General features: G+C 68.5%; 13 protein-coding genes. 8 read left to right on the top strand and 5 right to left on the bottom strand.

What is annotated here, in order from left to right; translation table 11 throughout:
* Positions 1-76 precede the first annotated feature (76 nt).
* On the bottom strand, positions 77-799 hold the full coding sequence (locus tag ACTWQR_RS36740) for an LPXTG cell wall anchor domain-containing protein (RefSeq protein WP_443231567.1): 723 nt from the start codon (positions 797-799) through the stop codon (positions 77-79).
* 194 nt (positions 800-993) lie between these two features.
* On the opposite strand from ACTWQR_RS36740, the gene ACTWQR_RS36745 reads away from it, so the two are divergent.
* A complete protein-coding gene (locus tag ACTWQR_RS36745) occupies positions 994-2,799 on the top strand; it encodes a protein kinase domain-containing protein (RefSeq protein WP_443231568.1) in 1,806 nt (601 codons plus the stop codon).
* Between the two features lie 142 nt (positions 2,800-2,941).
* On the opposite strand, the gene ACTWQR_RS36750 is transcribed toward ACTWQR_RS36745, so the two are convergent.
* Entirely contained in the window at positions 2,942-4,402 is a 1,461-nt protein-coding gene (locus ACTWQR_RS36750) for an amino acid permease (RefSeq protein ID WP_443231569.1), read from the bottom strand.
* Between the two features lie 291 nt (positions 4,403-4,693).
* Here ACTWQR_RS36750 and ACTWQR_RS36755 point away from each other — a divergent pair, with 291 nt between their 5' ends.
* Both ACTWQR_RS36755 and ACTWQR_RS36760 read left to right on the top strand, forming a co-directional pair.
* A complete protein-coding gene (locus ACTWQR_RS36755; RefSeq protein ID WP_443231570.1) occupies positions 4,694-5,179 on the top strand; it encodes a ribose-5-phosphate isomerase in 486 nt (161 codons plus the stop codon).
* Positions 5,180-5,359: 180 nt separating this feature from the next.
* Positions 5,360-6,193 (top strand): Fpg/Nei family DNA glycosylase, encoded by an 834-nt coding sequence (locus ACTWQR_RS36760; protein WP_443231571.1) that lies wholly within the window; start codon positions 5,360-5,362, stop codon positions 6,191-6,193.
* 58 nt (positions 6,194-6,251) lie between these two features.
* Here ACTWQR_RS36760 and ACTWQR_RS36765 read toward each other — a convergent pair whose 3' ends face one another.
* Entirely contained in the window at positions 6,252-7,487 is a 1,236-nt protein-coding gene (locus ACTWQR_RS36765) for a GNAT family N-acetyltransferase (protein WP_443231572.1), read from the bottom strand.
* Between the two features lie 186 nt (positions 7,488-7,673).
* Between ACTWQR_RS36765 and ACTWQR_RS36770 the strand changes: the two genes are divergently transcribed.
* The 3 genes from ACTWQR_RS36770 to ACTWQR_RS36780 all read left to right on the top strand — a co-directional run bounded on the left by ACTWQR_RS36770 (position 7,674) and on the right by ACTWQR_RS36780 (position 9,919).
* A complete protein-coding gene (locus ACTWQR_RS36770) occupies positions 7,674-8,855 on the top strand; it encodes a PP2C family protein-serine/threonine phosphatase (protein WP_443231573.1) in 1,182 nt (393 codons plus the stop codon).
* Positions 8,856-9,107: 252 nt separating this feature from the next.
* Positions 9,108-9,419 carry an FtsX-like permease family protein gene (locus ACTWQR_RS36775; protein ID WP_443231574.1) on the top strand — a complete coding sequence of 104 codons (312 nt, stop codon included), beginning with the start codon at positions 9,108-9,110 and terminating at the stop codon, positions 9,417-9,419.
* Between the two features lie 26 nt (positions 9,420-9,445).
* The gene (locus ACTWQR_RS36780; protein WP_443231632.1) at positions 9,446-9,919 is read left to right on the top strand and encodes an HD domain-containing protein; all 474 of its coding nucleotides are present in this window, start codon (positions 9,446-9,448) and stop codon (positions 9,917-9,919) included.
* Here the strand turns inward: ACTWQR_RS36780 and ACTWQR_RS36785 are convergent.
* The gene (locus ACTWQR_RS36785; RefSeq protein WP_443231575.1) at positions 9,916-11,091 is read right to left on the bottom strand and encodes an acyltransferase family protein; all 1,176 of its coding nucleotides are present in this window, start codon (positions 11,089-11,091) and stop codon (positions 9,916-9,918) included. The two genes, ACTWQR_RS36780 and ACTWQR_RS36785, sit on opposite strands and share 4 nt — an antisense overlap.
* Positions 11,092-11,694: 603 nt before the next feature.
* On the opposite strand from ACTWQR_RS36785, the gene ACTWQR_RS36790 reads away from it, so the two are divergent.
* Both ACTWQR_RS36790 and ACTWQR_RS36795 read left to right on the top strand, forming a co-directional pair.
* On the top strand, positions 11,695-11,889 hold the full coding sequence (locus ACTWQR_RS36790) for a hypothetical protein (protein ID WP_055611884.1): 195 nt from the start codon (positions 11,695-11,697) through the stop codon (positions 11,887-11,889).
* Positions 11,890-12,140: 251 nt separating this feature from the next.
* Positions 12,141-13,046 carry an alpha/beta fold hydrolase gene (locus ACTWQR_RS36795; protein WP_443231576.1) on the top strand — a complete coding sequence of 302 codons (906 nt, stop codon included), beginning with the start codon at positions 12,141-12,143 and terminating at the stop codon, positions 13,044-13,046.
* Positions 13,047-13,269: 223 nt separating this feature from the next.
* On the opposite strand, the gene ACTWQR_RS36800 is transcribed toward ACTWQR_RS36795, so the two are convergent.
* A complete protein-coding gene (locus tag ACTWQR_RS36800) occupies positions 13,270-13,719 on the bottom strand; it encodes a DUF6083 domain-containing protein (RefSeq protein WP_443231577.1) in 450 nt (149 codons plus the stop codon).
* Between the last annotated feature and the right edge of the window lie 345 nt (positions 13,720-14,064).

A 14,064-nucleotide genomic window follows, 5' to 3' on the forward strand; every position in this document is an offset into this window, starting at 1 on the left:
CGCCCCCGCGGGGAGACCGCGGAGGCGCCGCGCGAGCGCGGTTACGAGTACGTGCCGCGTGTGAGCCCTACGAGCCTTATGACTCCCTCCGCTGGGGTCGCCGGTGCGTCCACCACAGGCCCGCCGCGCCCGCGGAGATCAGCGCCGCGCCGGCCGCGCCGAGCGGCAGCACCTTGTCCGCCGGACCGGTCTTGGGCAGCTCGTCGCTGCCTGGCGTGACCGGGCTGTTGTCGGTGCCGAGCAGCAGCGGTGTGGCCGGGGCGTTCGGCGACGGGTTGTTCGCGCCGAACGGGACCGGGCCCTGCTGCCAGAACGTCTTCTCTCCGGCGGCGTCCTGGACGGGCAGGCAGATCTTGCCCTGCTTCTTCACGTCGAAGGTCGCGTCGACGTCGTACGACTTCGACTTGCCGGCCGCCAGATTGTCGATGGCGCACGCGAAACCACTGTTCGACCCCTCGGGGAGGTCTTTCTTGGTGATTTCTGAGCATCCTGCCACGCCCTTGACCGCCAGGCCATCAAAACCAACCACCAGCAGTCGGATTTCGCCGCTTTCCTCGTTTCCACCGTTCTTTACGGTGGCGGTAATCGCCGTTTTCTGTGAGCTGTTGTCGACGGAGATCTTCTCGGGCAGGAGCGTCGTCAGTTTCACACCCGGCGGTGCCTCGTCAACGACCTTTCCCCCCTTGCCGCTCATCGGCCCCTGGTCGTCCGCACCGGCGGAGAAGGAAAAGATCATCACCGCCGAGAAAGATGCAGTGAGCAGCGATCCCGTGATGGCTGTCGTGCGACGAGAACTCATGTTCGTCCCCCTTGTATCCCCCTGGCTGCGCCTGAATTCGCAGCACTTGAAGAGGTACCACAAGATTTCTCCGCACTATGCTGGTGCGGCACGAAGTGTGACCATTGTGATTCATTACGGTTCTTCTGTGACAGGTGTTGAAGGGGGGCATGGGGGTGCCGGGAATAACAAGAGGTGGTATTCCGGGGGTGCTGGTGACGGGTCGTTACCGGCTCGTCGAGAGTATTGGTCAGGGGGGAATGGGGCGGGTGTGGCGGGGCACCGACGAAATGCTCGACCGGCAGGTGGCCGTCAAGGAAATGCGGATAGACGGCCTGGACACCGAGGACACCGGCACCCGACGGGAGAGGACCCTGCGGGAGGCCAGGGCCACCGCCCGGATCGACCATCCCAATGTCGTGCGCGTGTACGACGTCGTGGACGAGGGTGAACGGTTGTGGATCGTCATGGAGCTCGTCGACGGCCGCTCCCTCGAACGGGTCGTGGGTGAGGACGGGCCGCTGAGTCCGCGCGACACGGCGCGGATCGGCCTCCAACTGGTGGCGGCGCTGGGCCAGGTGCATGCGGGAGGCGTCCTGCACCGGGACATCAAGCCGGGCAACGTCCTCGTCGAGCGGCGCGCGGGCCGGATCGTACTCACCGACTTCGGCATCGCCGCGATCCAGGACGCGGAAGCCCTCACCATGGTCGGGATGATCGTCGGTTCGCCCGACTACATGGCGCCCGAGCGGGTCTCCGGCCGTCCGCAGGGACCGCCGTCCGACCTCTGGTCCCTGGGCGCGACCCTCTGCGCCGCGCTCGGCGGCCGCTCCCCCTTCTCCCGCTCGACGACCCTGGCGACGCTGCACGCGGTGCTCCACGAGGAGCCGGACATTCCGTCCGCGGCGGGGGAGTTGCGGGATGTGCTGGCCGCACTGCTGGCCAAGGACCCGTCGGCGCGGCCCGGGGCGGAGGAACTGGCCGCGGTTCTCGGACCGGTGGCGGACGGGGGCGCGGAACCGGAGACCGGGGCAGCGGATACACCCCCGGCCCCGGCCCCAGCTCCGGCCCAGGCCCCGGCCCCAGCTCCGGCCCCGGAAGGATCCGTCCCCGACTCGCCCCCCGACCTGGAGAACGCCTCCTCCGAAGCCCCACCCGAAGGCACCCCCGAAATCCCTTCCCTCGGCGCGACACCGGGGCACGCTTTCCACGCGCCCGGGATTCAGCTGGAACGGCAGGACTTTGCCGAGCCCTCCGAGCCGCCGAAGCCGATGGCACGGCCGGAGCCGCCGACCGAAGCGAGCAACGGGCTGCCGTCGAGGCAACGGCCCCCGATGCCCCCGGGTGAACTGCTCGGCCCCGCCGTGCCGTCCGGTCCACGTCGGAGCCGGCGCCGTGCGGGCATCGTGGCCGCCTCGGGCGTGGTCGTCGCCGGGGCCGTAACCGCACTCGTCATCACGGCTCTCGGCGGATCGCCCGACGACAAGGACAAGGCCGCTCCCTCTTCCCCTTCCTCGTCACCGTCGTCCACCCCTTCCGGTGCCACGTCCGTGTCCCCGTCGCCCACTGTCGCGGGCACCGTGCGCCCGCCCACCCTCCCGGCGGGAGCCCGTACGGAGGCCGGGGTGTTCATGTGGGTCCCGCCCAAGGGCTGGACGCGGCAGGTGAACAGCGGTGCCGAGGTGCACTACACGTCGCCGGACGGCAAGCAGGAGATCGTGGGCAACGCGACCCTGGCCCGCGGTGACCTGATGGCCCAGTGGAAGAAGAAGGAGGAGAACGACACCAGCAAGGGCCTGGGCTACCGGAGGATCCGCCTGGAGGAGACCACGTTCCGCGGTGCGCCCGCGGTGGTCTGGGAGTACGAGGTCACGGCCAGAGGACTGCCCTGGCACGTCCGGCTGCTCGGCTTCAACACGGGAGGCAAGTCGTACCAGATCAGCACCTGGTACGAGCCGGACATCGAGGACCGGGCCCTCTCGGTCTACGAGCGGGTTCGGGACAGCTTCACACCGCTGTGAGAAAAGCACGACGACGCCTCCGCGATGAGGACCCGCGGAGGCGTCGTACAGGCCGTACAAGCCCCACGAGAGGGAGAGAAGCGGAAGGTGGACCAGCTCAGACCGGAGCAGGCCAGGTCAGACCAGCTCAGACCAGACCAGGTCAGACCTTCGCGTCCTGCTCCTCCCGCTCACCCCGAGCCTTGCCGCGCCGCATTTTCTCCATCACCAGCGCGATACCGACGACGATCGCCGCCACCAGGAGCGACAGCAGTACCGTCTCCCGGCCGTCGTGCTCGGTGTCGGTGAGCATGTAGCCGAGTACGAAGACGATCAGCGCGATCGTCGCCCACGTCAGATACGGGTACAGCCACATCCGCACGACCAGCTTCTCCGGCGCCTCGCGCTCGATGATCTTCCGCATCCGCAGCTGCGAGAGGCAGATGACGAGCCAGACGAACAGGGCGACCGCACCGGAGGAGTTGACCAGGAAGAGGAAGACCGAGTCGGGGAACTCGTAGTTGAAGAACACCGCGACGAAGCCGAAGACGACCGACGCGAGGATCGCCGTCATCGGTACACCTCGGTTGTTGGTGCGGCCGAAGGCCTTCGGCGCGTCACCGCGCCGGCCGAGCGAGAACGCCATGCGGGAGGCCGTGTAGAGGCCGGAGTTGAGGCAGGACAGCACGGACGTCAGCACGATGAACTTCATGATCTCGCCGGCGTTCGCGATGCCGAGCGAGTCCAGGGCGGCGACGTACGAGCCGTCCTTCTGGATCGCCTCGGAGTCCCAGGGGAGCAGCGTGACGACGACGAAGATCGAGCCGAGGTAGAAGACGCCGATCCGCCAGATGACGCTGTTGGTGGACTTGGTCACCGCGCGCTGCGGGTCCTCCGACTCGCCCGCCGCGAGGGTGGCGATCTCGCTGCCCATGAAGGAGAAGACGACGAGCAGGATGCCGGTGAGGATGGCGCCGGGGCCGTTGGGGAGGAAGCCGCCGTGATCCGTGAGATTCCCGAGACCGGCGCCGTCGGTGTCGACACCCGGCAGTACGCCGAAGACCGCGAGCCCACCGATGAGGATGAACGCGCCGATCGCGACGACCTTGATGCCGGCGAACCAGAACTCGAACTCGCCGTACGAGCCGACGGAGCCGAGATTCGTCGCGGTGAGCACCACCATGACGATGAGCGCCCAGCCCCACTGCGGGACGGCCGGGACCCAGCTCTCCAGGATCACCGCACCGGCAGTCGCCTCGATGGCGAGGACGACGACCCAGAAGAACCAGTAGAGCCAGCCGATCGAGAACCCGGCCCAGCGGCCGAGCGCACGGTCCGCGTGGGCGGAGAAGGAACCCGAGGTCGGGTTGGCGGCGGACATCTCGCCGAGCATCCGCATCACGAGGACGACCATCGTGCCGACGAGGGCGTACGACAGGAGGATGCCCGGGCCCGCGGTGGCGATGCCGGAGCTGGAGCCGACGAAGAGGCCGGCGCCGATGACACCGCCGATCGCGATCATCGAGAGGTGGCGGTTCTTGAGTCCTGCCTGGAGGCCTTCGTCGGGTTCCGCGGGGCCTCCGGGGCTGCTTCCGGCCTTGGGCAGGGTCGGCTGCGAGGTCATGGGACGGGATTCCTTTGCGCCGGGGACTGTGGGGAGACTGCGTGGGGATGGTGGGGGAATCGCAGCCGTGCCCGTACAAGCGGTGGTGGTACGGGCGGTGCACACGAGGTGCACAAGTCGACCCAGTGAATCCCAGGCGAATCGATAGTTGAACCTTTGAATCCAGATTGTTACTTGAGGTTTTCTTGAGGTTCTGTAGTGTTGCTCACAGTTTTCGAGCATCCACCTCAGCGCGTTTCGTGCGCCCGCCCCGGCAGCGCCGATCCGAAACAGCCGTGACACACTCGGACCATGCGCGTGTACCTCGGCTCCGATCATGCCGGTTTCGAACTCAAGAACCACCTCGTCGAGTGGCTCAAGGCCGCCGGGCACGAGCCCGTCGACTGCGGGCCCCTCATCTATGACGCCCAGGACGACTACCCGCCGTTCTGCCTGCGCGCCGCCGAGCGCACCGCGGCCGACCCCGGGGCCCTGGGCATCGTGATCGGCGGCTCCGGGAACGGGGAACAGATCGCCGCGAACAAGGTCGACGGGGTACGGGCCGCTCTCGCGTGGAGTGCGGAGACCGCCGCGCTCGGGCGTCAGCACAACGACGCCAACGTCGTCGCCGTGGGTGCCCGTATGCACTCCCAGGACGAGGCGACCAAGTTCGTCGAGACCTTCCTCAGCACCCCGTTCTCCGGCGACGAGCGCCACAGCCGGCGGATCGACATGCTGTCGACGTACGAGACGACCGGGGAGCTGCCGCCGATCCCGGCGCACCACCCGCAGGCGTAGGTTTCGCCCCCGCCGCCCCATCCCTGGCTCGGCCTCATTTCCAGCCCGTCCGGCGTTTGAGGACGAGGCCGCGCAGGCCGATACGGGGGCGTGGGGGCAGCGCCCCCAATTTCGGGAAGGGGTGGGGCTGGGGAAGAGAAACGGCTCGTACCGCAACCCGCCCACCGACCGGAGGTCCCCGTGCCCGAGGGGCACACCATCCACCGACTGGCCGAGGACTACCTCGCCGGCTTCGGCGGACGCAAGGCGCGCGTCACCAGCCCGCAGGGCAAGTTCGCCGACGCCGCCGCCCTCCTGGACGGCACGGCACTGACGACGGCGGAAGCCCACGGAAAGCACCTCTTCCTCCGCTTCGAGGGCGAGGACTGGATCCACATCCACCTCGGCCTCTTCGGCAAGGTGAACTTCGGCAAGGTGAACCCCGGCCCCACCGGCGGAGTCTCCGCACCCCCACCCACCGACACGGTCCGCCTCAGACTCGCGAACGACACCACATACGTTGACCTCCGGGGCCCCACCACCTGCACCCTGATCACGGACGCGGAGAAGCAGGCGGTACACGACCGCCTGGGCCCGGACCCGCTGCGCGAGGACGCCGAACCGGCACACGCGTACACCCGGATCTCCCGCAGCCGTACGACGATCGCCGCCCTCCTCATGGACCAGAAGGTCATCGCGGGCGTGGGGAACGTCTACCGCGCGGAGGTCCTCTTCCGCCACGGAATCGATCCGTACCGGGCAGGAAAGGACATCGCGTCGAGCGAATGGGACGCGATGTGGGCGGATCTGGTCGCCCTGATGCGTGAGGGCGTCCGAAACAACCGCATAGACACGGTCCGCCCGGAACACGAACCGGACGCCATGGGCCGCCCGCCGCGCAAGGACGACCACGGCGGCGAGGTCTACGTGTACCGCAGGGCCAACATGCCCTGCCACATCTGTGGCGGCGAGATCCGCACCGCCGATCTCGCCGCCCGCAATCTCTTCTGGTGCCCGACCTGCCAGAAGGCCTGACCCGAACCGGAGCCGGACCGGACCTGAACGGGGGCCGGACCGGACCCGGAAACCGGGCCTAGAACCCGTGCGGCAGCCAGGGCGCCACGTCGGAGGAGAAGGCGATCGAGGCCTCCGCGAGGGCGCCCTGGCGGAGCTCCCGCACCCGCCCGGCCGCGCCGAGCGAGGTGAGGGAGACGCCCCCGAGATAGGCCGCCCCCAACTCCCGTACGGACAGGGCGAGATCGGCCGCGTCGGCGGTCCGCTCGCAGGACGCCCCCTTGGCGTCACCGGTGAGCCGCCAACGCCCCTCGTTCCAGGGGCAGAAGGCGTCCTCGACCTCGAACACGACGTCCACGGGCGTCTGGTACGTCCGCGTCTCCAACGCCGCGCCGACGTCGACGAGCCGCAGGTGGAGCGAGTCCCGGACCCCGATCCTGCACCGCCGGACATCGGTGACGAGGTGCTGGAAGGCGTCGTCCACCGGCCGGTTGTACGTCGTGATCGTCGACGTCAGGTCGATGTCGAAGAGCAGCCGCCACAGCGCCGCGTACGCCGCCGGGTCGAGCGCCTCCAGGTCACGCAGCTCGATCGTGCCCTTGGGGCCGGCCGCGTCCCAGTCCTGCTTGTTGAAGTACCGGGCGTAGCCCACCACTTCGCCGTCCCGCTCCGCGACCAGGCACTGCAGCGGCGACGAGCCCTTCCGGTCGCTCTCCGGGTCGAGCACGGGCAGCCGCTCCCAGCCGGGCAGCCGCGCCAGCATCCCGGGCCGGGTCGCCACCCGACGTGCGTACACGGCCTCGCACGCGTCGCGTACGGCGTCCGCGCCCGGTTCCACGAGCCGCAGCCGTACGTCGTCCGTGCCCTCCGGCACCGTCAGCCGCACCCGGGACGTGTCGATCTCGGCGCGCAGTTGCTGGGTCGCGACGCCGTAGCCGAACCGGCCGTAGATGACCGGCTCGGACGCGGTGAGCACGGCGAGGGGCTCACCCCAGGACCGTACGTCGTCCAGTTGGCGCCGCATCATCGAGGTCAGCACACCGCGCCTGCGGTGCGTGGAGGCGACGCTCACCATCGTGACGCCGCCCGCCTTGACGGAGGCGCCGCCCGGGACGGTGACCCGGAAGCTGAACGCTCCCGCCGTGCCCACGCACTCCTCGCCGTCCCAGGCCCCGATGAACCGGTCGTGCTCCGTGAGGTCGCTCCACAGAGCCCGCTCCTCCGGAGATTCCGCGGCGCCGCCGAACGCGCGCTCCAGTTTCCCGTACCACTCGTCCCAGTCGTCCGGACGCAGCACGCGCAAGTCTGTCGTCATGTCTCCATGCCTACCAGGGCAATCCGGGATGAGCGACTGGATTTCTCCCGGCCCGGCGTTCTCCGGTCCGTGTCCGGTCGTACGCTCTCCGGGGGCCGGGCTTCTCTGTGACTTCCGTCCCCGGACGGGGGACAAGTGGGACCTCCCGTGCCAAGCACCTGGTCCGATGGATAGGGTCCCGAACTAATGGCAGCAGGACGAGAGCGGCGCGCGGAAGCCGATACGTTCGCGGCCCGGTTGAAGAAGCAGGTTCACCGGGTCCGCACCGGGCTGCGCAGATCCGCCGTCGACTACTTCCGCGGGGACGGCTCGGACTGGGTCGCGCTCGTCGGTCTGCTGCTGACGATTCCGGTGATCGCCTCCCTCACGCTCATGAACTCCGTGTGGTGCTCGCCGACGCTGCTGGTCCTGCCGATCGTCGCGGGCGGTCTGCTGCTGCGGCCGTCCAGCCTGCTCGGGCTGTACGCCGCGGCCGCCACCGCGCTGATCGTGGAGTCCATAGAGCTCGGGCCGTACACCGAGGGGCCGTCCCGGGTGACTCCGGGGACCGTGCTCGTCGTGGCCGCCTGTGGGTTCTTCGGCCTGCTGATCGCCCAGTTCAGAAGCCGGGTGGGGGTGCCTTGGCGGCGCGGCGGGACGATGCTGTTCGACCTGCGCGAGCGGATTCGCGTGCAGAGCAAGTTGCCGCCGCTGCCGGCGGGTTGGCACCGGGAGATGGCGCTGCGGCCGGCCGGAGGCCAGTCCTTCTCCGGTGACTTCGTCGTAGCGGCGCGGACGAACGGTGGGCGCACGCTCGAGGTGGTCCTGACGGATGTCTCCGGTAAGGGGATGGACGCTGGGTCGCGTGCGCTGCTTCTGTCCGGGGCGTTCGGGGGGCTGCTGGGTTCTCTGCCGCCGCACGCCTTCCTGCCCGCGGCGAACGGCTACTTGCTCCGCCAGGACTGGGACGAGGGTTTCGCGACATCGATCCACCTTGTCCTGGACCTCGACTCGGGTGACTACGAGCTCTTCTCTGCCGGGCATCCGCCCGGGCTCCAGCTCAGCGCGGGCAGTGGGCGCTGGGAGGAGAAGGTCGCGGAGGGGCCGTTGCTCGGGGTGTACGGCGGGGCTCAGTTCGACTCCGTGAAGGGCTCGTTGCGGCCGGGGGACGTTCTGATGCTCTTCACGGACGGTCTGGTGGAAACGTCGGACCGCGACATCGTCGAGGGCATCGACCGCCTCACCGGCGAAGCCGACCGATACGTGGCGGGCGGCTTCCACGGAGCCGCCTGGCACCTCATCGAGGCGGTGGCCAAGGACGTGAACGACGACCGGGCGCTGCTGTTGATCTGCCGCGAGGGTGCGACGACGGGGCCCGTCACGGTGTGACGGTTGCCTCCGGCGGTTGGGCGGTTGGTGGGTGCGGGTTGTGTTGGGCTGGTCGCGCAGTTCCCCGCGCCCCTGAGGTGTGTGGGGGGTCGGGGACGTGCCGGGACATCCGACCGCCGCTCTGAGGTGGTTGGGTTGGCCGGGAAGCGCGGCGCTCGGACGCCCCGGCACGGCCCCTCACGCCGACGGAAGGCTGCGGACGAGTGGGGCCAGAGGCCCCTTCCCATGGCTATCAGGATGTCTGCGTGTCCGATGGGCCCATTCCTCCGGCCTCACGGGCCGGCCGGAGGCCTGGGCACACTGCGGCTCATCGGCTCCACCCGCCGCCAGGTGATGCGCATGATCCGCTGGGAGACGCTTCTCGTCGCGCTCGCCGGCATCGTCCTCGGCACGACCATCGCGCTCGCCACCCTCGTCCCGATGATGAACGGCGGCCTGACGGGCCAGGCGCCGTACATACCCTCGCTGTTGTACGGCTCCTTCGCGACGGGCGTCCTGGCGCTCGGGCTGACGGTGGCGATGGTCCCGGCCCGGGCGGCGATAGGCGGCACACTCGACGCATGAGCGAGAACGACGCGCGTACGCCGCGTATGACCGAGAGCACGCCCCGGGAGACCGGGAACGCCCTGCTGAACCTCACCGAGATCGAATCCATCGCCCGCAACGCGCACGCCGCCCAGACCGACAAGGCGGGTCGGCCGTACGCCGAGCACCTCCGGGCCGTGGCGGACGGGGTGCGTGCCCGCGGCGGCGACGAGGAGCAGATCGCCGCCGCCTGGCTGCACGACGCCGTCGAGGACGACGCCGTCTCCGAGGAGTGGCTGCGCGAGGCCGCACTGACCCGGCGCACGAAGGACATCGTGCTGGCGCTCACCAAGCGGGCGGGCGAGCCCCCGGAGGCGTACGCAGGGCGCATTCTGGCCACTCCGGGCGCCCTGCTCGTGAAGGAGTCCGACCTGGCCCACAACGCGGATCCGGCGCGGCTGGCGGTCCTTGACGAGCCGACGAGGGCCCGGCTGACCCAGAAGTACGCACGGATGCGTGAACTCCTGGGCCTGAGCTAGGACTTGGTCCGCTTCCGGGCCAGCTCCGTGGCGTCCCGTCGGAACGCCCACTCCATCTTCGGCTCCATCGCGAAGCGGAACATGCGCTGGACGGGCGGGGTGCACAGCAGGGTGACGACTGTCGCCGCGACGAGCGTGACGAAGATCTCGCCGAGCGGCTTGTGCAGCCACGCGTAGTCCTCGTACCAGCCCCAGAAGCGGGAGCCCTTGGCGAGGAAGCCGTGCAACAGGTAGCCGTACAGCGTGCCCGCGCCGAGGACCGTGAACCACATCTTGCGGCGCGGCACCCACGAGAAGAAGCAGGCGGTGAGTACCAGCGAGCAGCCGAAGAGCGCGAGCGTCATCACGCCGCCGGCCCACCAGGGCGTACCCAACTCCTGGGCGCTGTCACGGTGGTAGAACCACGCGGACGTCATGCGTGGAGCCGCCCAGTACGCCACGACCACCGCGATCGCGAAGACCGGCACCGACAGGATCCGCACCTCGCGGCGCCGCATCAGCTGGAAGTGCTCGGGCTTCATGAAGAGGCCCACCACGAAGAACGGCAGGAACTGCAGGACGCGTTGGAGGTCCAGGTCGTCGCCGATGTCGGGCGAGACGGAGGCGAGGACCGCGATGGCGAGCGCGAGCGGCAGCGGCCAGCGCACGACCTTCCACAGCGGGACGGTCATCCGCCACACGAACAGCGCGACCAGGAACCAGGTGAGGTACCAGGGGTCGAGCAGGCTGATCGGGTGGGCCGGGTCGTCGTCACCCCACTTCTTGAAGAGGGAGTACGCGACCTCGAAGAGGACGTACGGCACGACGATGCCGGTGATCAGCCGCTGGAGCCGGTCGGCGCGCATGTCGAAACTGCGGGAGAAGTAGCCGGAGATGAGGATGAAGGCCGGCATGTGGAAGGTGTAGACGACCATGTAGAGCGCTTCTGCGGCGCGGCTGTGGTCGGTCAGCGGTTCCCAGGCGTGGCCCATCGCGACCAGCACGATGGCCAGGTACTTGGCGTTGTCGAAGAACGCGTCGCGCTGCTTGACGGGCTTGGCGCCGGGCGGGGCGGGGGCGGTGCCGGGCTGCTGGGTCTGCGGTGGTCGCGGGCTCGGCACTCCCTGCGCCGATGTCTGGGCCGGCGGGAGCGGAGACCTGTTGTGGCCGTGCGGACGGAGCGAGTTCGTCACAGACCCTCCCACCAGGAACTGGGGGAGACGATCCGGGACCTCGCTGCGCGTGCGGGGGACGTGGCAGCGTAGAACATCTGAGGCACCCTAGCGTTGACTGTGGGATTTCGTAAAACTCTTGAGGTGAATCCCACTTATCTCCCGTCGAGTACCCGGGATTTGGTGAAGTCGACATGGCGATGTTCATGCCGATCGACGTATCACGTGCGGGTGTTACGTCCGGATTCGTCGTGACTAAATGGTGCATAACATCCGCGGGCGACTCTGGTGAAATGTCCGGTTGATTCATCTTTAGTGACCCACTGACCAGCGTTGTTGATGTGCCTGTGGCAACAATTCGAATTACCTGCGAACAGGTTGTGTGGACACGGAAATGATCACCCTGAATTTCCGGTGCGAAGAGTGCTGGGAGGAGTGCTGGGAGGGGTGCCCCGAATTGCCGTGCGGGACCGGACTGTTCACGTCACTGTTCACCTCGGTGGCCGACGGATGCCTCACCCGCCGCATACGCCGGGCCTGTTGGTGGCACGATGGTTCTGGCGGGGGTGCGCGGGGTTGCACCTCCGGGCCGGGAGAGCGGACCGACCGAGGGTGTGATCAGTTGTGGCCATTTCGCTGTCAGTGGTGCTGCTGTTGGGGATCGTCCTAGTGGTGTTGATACGGGGTGGATCGATCAAAGGAGGGCCGGCGGTGGTCGCCGTGCTCTTCGGTTTCTTTCTTGCCTCCACAGGCATGGCGGACGACATCCAACGGTTCCTCAACTCGGTAGCGGAGACCATCAACTCGATCCAGTTCTGAGCCGATTCACCCGGTTCTGAGTGGGTTCACGCTCCCGGAGGCGGGGAGCGGGAGGCAAGCCCGTGCACGGGCGGTCACGCCGGCGCCCCCGAACTCGACGGCGCCCCCGATGAGTTGCTCCCGCTCGGACGGCGCGGTGCGGTCTTCGCGGTGGACGTACGGAGACTTTGACGGACCTACGCCCCCTCTCCCGAAGGCAGGCCCCGAAGACAGGCTCCCGACGGAAAGCCGGAGACGTGAACGCGAGGACCGTGAACCCAAGGACAACGAACCCCGCGCACTCCACGCGGCCCGCGACCCTCGCCTGGCAGCTGCGGGAGACCTGGCCGAGCCCGATCGGAACCGTCCGGTGGGACCGCCTCGGGCCCGAGGACGGCCCACCCGTGGTGCTGCTGCACGGCACACCCTTCTCCTCCTACGTCTGGCACGAGATCGCGCCCGCACTGGCCGCCGAGGGGTACCGGGTCCACGTCTGGGACATGCCCGGCTACGGCCGCTCCGCGAAGAGCGAAGGCCAGGACGTCTCGCTGAAGGCGCAGGGCGAGGTGTTCGCCGAACTCCTGGGCGTCTGGGGGCTGTCGAGGCCATCGGTGATCGCCCACGACTTCGGCGGCTGCGTCTCGCTGCGGGCGCATCTGCTGCACAAGGCCGAGTACCGGCGTCTCGCACTGGTCGACCCCGTCGCCCTGGCCCCCTGGGGCTCGCCCTTCTTCCGCCTGGTCGCCGAGCACGCCGATGTCTTCGAACGACTCCCCGCGGCGCTGCACGAGGCCCTGGTCCGCGAGTACGTGAGCTCCGCGAGTCACCGGGGACTACGGCCCGACATCCTGGACGAGCTGGTCGCTCCCTGGTCGGACGGGGCCGGACAAGCGGCCTTCTACCGCCAGATCGCCCAGGCCGACCAGCGCCACACGGACGAGATCCAGGACCTGTATCCCACGCTGAACCTGCCCGTCACCGTCTGCTGGGGCGCGGAGGACACCTGGATCCCGCCGGCCAAGGGCCAGGAACTGGCCTCCTTGATCCCAGGCGCCCGCCTCCGCACGATCCCGGACGCCGGCCACCTCGTACCCCTGGACGCCCCCGCCCAGCTGCTCGGCGCCCTGCTCACGTTCCTCGGCACCCCGCAAACGCCTCAGGGCCAGGCGGAGAACTGAATCTCCGACCTGGCCCTGATTCGTATGGAGCGGGCGACGGGAATCGAACCCGCGTAGCTAGTTTGGAAGATCGCGTATGCGGGTGGCGGCTGAGCTGGCGAAACGCTGACCTGCGTGTTCTCGGGACGGTCGCCGACGTTCCCCGCTGTTCCCCACCGGTCGCCGCTTGATCGGGCACGTTCGGGGCACGGCCTGCATCTGCCCCGTGTGATCTAGGACTCGCCTAATCCGGGGCACACATCATGCGATGTGCAGGCACGACAGGCTCGCTGGGCAGCGGATCGACTCCACGGACCCGTACGGCCACGATATCGGTGGTGAGGCGGGATGGGTCCGGGAGCCTCGTCAAACGCCACCTGAAGGGCTCTGGGACGTCTTTGGCGGGGAGTTCTACCGTGGCGAGGCTGACCCAACGGTCGTAGTTAGTCGGGTATATGCGGACCAACGCCCCACACTTGGGGCAAACCGGTGGCTCGAACCATGACACGTCGTCGGGGTCGGGCTCCGGCCTCGGGGCGGCTGTAGCTCCATCGGCTTCGGCCATCTCGTTGGCGAAGACGTTCCAGCATGTCTCGCAGAGTCTGCTCATGAGGTTGATCCGCCCGCGATCGCGCACGCTGGCCTCCCCGCACCGATGGCACAAGTACCGCTTGCGATCCCTTGTCGCCCCCATGTGTTCGAGTGTGAGCGAATCTGACCGGATCCCAGTAGGTCGCGATTTGGCCTTATTCGGCGGTCATGTGCACGCGACTATCAAGGTGCAGGGATGGGCTCGACCTGAGTTGGGGTCCTGAGGGACTACCCCTCGATGTGAACTGCGGCGGGAAGGTCGCTGAGGTCTCCCGACCTCATCACGGAGGCCTAGCGGTTTCGGACGGTTGCCGGTGGCTGCCCCTATCTGCCGCTTGCATGCCCTGCGATGCCTGCCGCGACTTCCAGGCCGCGACGATTGCGACATTACTCGCGAACGCTATGCATCTGGGTGGATACAGAAAATTACTAGGTCATCCTACTAAGG

This window comes from Streptomyces sp. 2A115, assembly GCF_052245575.1.
Lineage (GTDB): Bacteria > Actinomycetota > Actinomycetes > Streptomycetales > Streptomycetaceae > Streptomyces.

Bases quoted from the DNA above. Each gene is read 5' to 3' on its own strand.
- ACTWQR_RS36800 (WP_443231577.1), bottom strand. From the start codon at position 13,719: ATGGGGGCGACAAGGGATCGCAAGCGGTACTTGTGCCATCGGTGCGGG.
- ACTWQR_RS36750 (WP_443231569.1), bottom strand. From the start codon at position 4,402: ATGACCTCGCAGCCGACCCTGCCCAAGGCCGGAAGCAGCCCCGGAGGC.
- ACTWQR_RS36765 (WP_443231572.1), bottom strand. From the start codon at position 7,487: ATGACGACAGACTTGCGCGTGCTGCGTCCGGACGACTGGGACGAGTGG.
- ACTWQR_RS36770 (WP_443231573.1), top strand. From the start codon at position 7,674: ATGGCAGCAGGACGAGAGCGGCGCGCGGAAGCCGATACGTTCGCGGCC.
- ACTWQR_RS36780 (WP_443231632.1), top strand. From the start codon at position 9,446: ATGACCGAGAGCACGCCCCGGGAGACCGGGAACGCCCTGCTGAACCTC.
- ACTWQR_RS36755 (WP_443231570.1), top strand. From the start codon at position 4,694: ATGCGCGTGTACCTCGGCTCCGATCATGCCGGTTTCGAACTCAAGAAC.
- ACTWQR_RS36740 (WP_443231567.1), bottom strand. From the start codon at position 799: ATGAGTTCTCGTCGCACGACAGCCATCACGGGATCGCTGCTCACTGCA.
- ACTWQR_RS36775 (WP_443231574.1), top strand. From the start codon at position 9,108: ATGGGCCCATTCCTCCGGCCTCACGGGCCGGCCGGAGGCCTGGGCACA.